1 protein-coding gene and 1 pseudogene are annotated in these 843 nt (G+C 74.6%); one reads left to right on the top strand and one right to left on the bottom strand.

The window, feature by feature from the left end; all coding sequences use genetic code 11:
* A pseudogene (locus tag ACWJ6R_RS37285) lies at window positions 1–205 on the top strand (sirohydrochlorin chelatase); the annotation flags it as partial.
* A 16-nt stretch (window positions 206–221) separates the two neighbouring features.
* Here the strand turns inward: ACWJ6R_RS37285 and ACWJ6R_RS37280 are convergent.
* The coding region (locus tag ACWJ6R_RS37280; protein ID WP_449066695.1) for a hypothetical protein at window positions 222–843 on the bottom strand (622 nt) is incomplete at its 5' end.

Here is an 843-nt window from a genome sequence, read left to right as displayed (position 1 = left end):
TGCTGGCCGCCGGGCCCCCCGCGTGGTCGTGGCCCCCTACCTGCTGGCCCCCGGCCACTTCGCCGACCGGATCCGCGCGACCACCCTGGCCGCGGGGGCGGAGACGGTGGCGGACGTGCTGGGCGCGGCCCCGGAGGTCGCCTCCGTGCTGCTGGAGCGGTACGAGCAGGCCGTACGGAGGACCGAGGTCTCCGCCACCGCCTGAGGTACGGGGAACGGTCTCAGGGGGTTCCCGGTGTGCGGGTCCCGTCACCGCACCGGAGCACGACCACCTCGCCGGTGTCCGGATCGACCTGGCGGACGTCGTTCCGGCACTCGGGGTCGCCCATCCGGTGGACGGCGATCCACCACTGGCGGCTGGAGCGCCCGCCCGCCGCCAGGAGTTCCTCGACGTCCTCGGTCCCGGTCAGTTCCTCCGGCTCTCCGCCCGCGGTCTGCAGCACGGCCCCGGACACGGTGTGCCCGGCGGCGGTGAAGTCCTGCGGCGCCGTCCACTGGACCACGTACGCGGGCGCCTGTATCGTGCCCGACCCTCCCCCGCAGGGACCCGCCGCCGTGAGGCGTCCGTCGATCCAGATGGCGGCCTTGGTCAGCGGTCCGTAGCACGACAGGGTCACCATGACCCGCTCGCCTCCGGTCGGGACGGTGAACTCCTCCCGCACACCGGCGGTGGCGAAGTCCTTCCTCGCGATCTCCTCCTTGATGAACGGTCCGCCCTTGGGCGCGGTGACGACGGTGGGAGCACCGCCCGGCCGGGCCATGACGCCGGTCCAGACGTCCTCGGGGACCACGTCCGCGGTCCCGGCCGGACCGTGAGGGCCGCCGCGACGGCGAGACCCACCG

It is taken from the genome of Planomonospora algeriensis, assembly GCF_977012225.1.
This window is presented reverse-complemented; position numbering and strand designations above follow the sequence as displayed.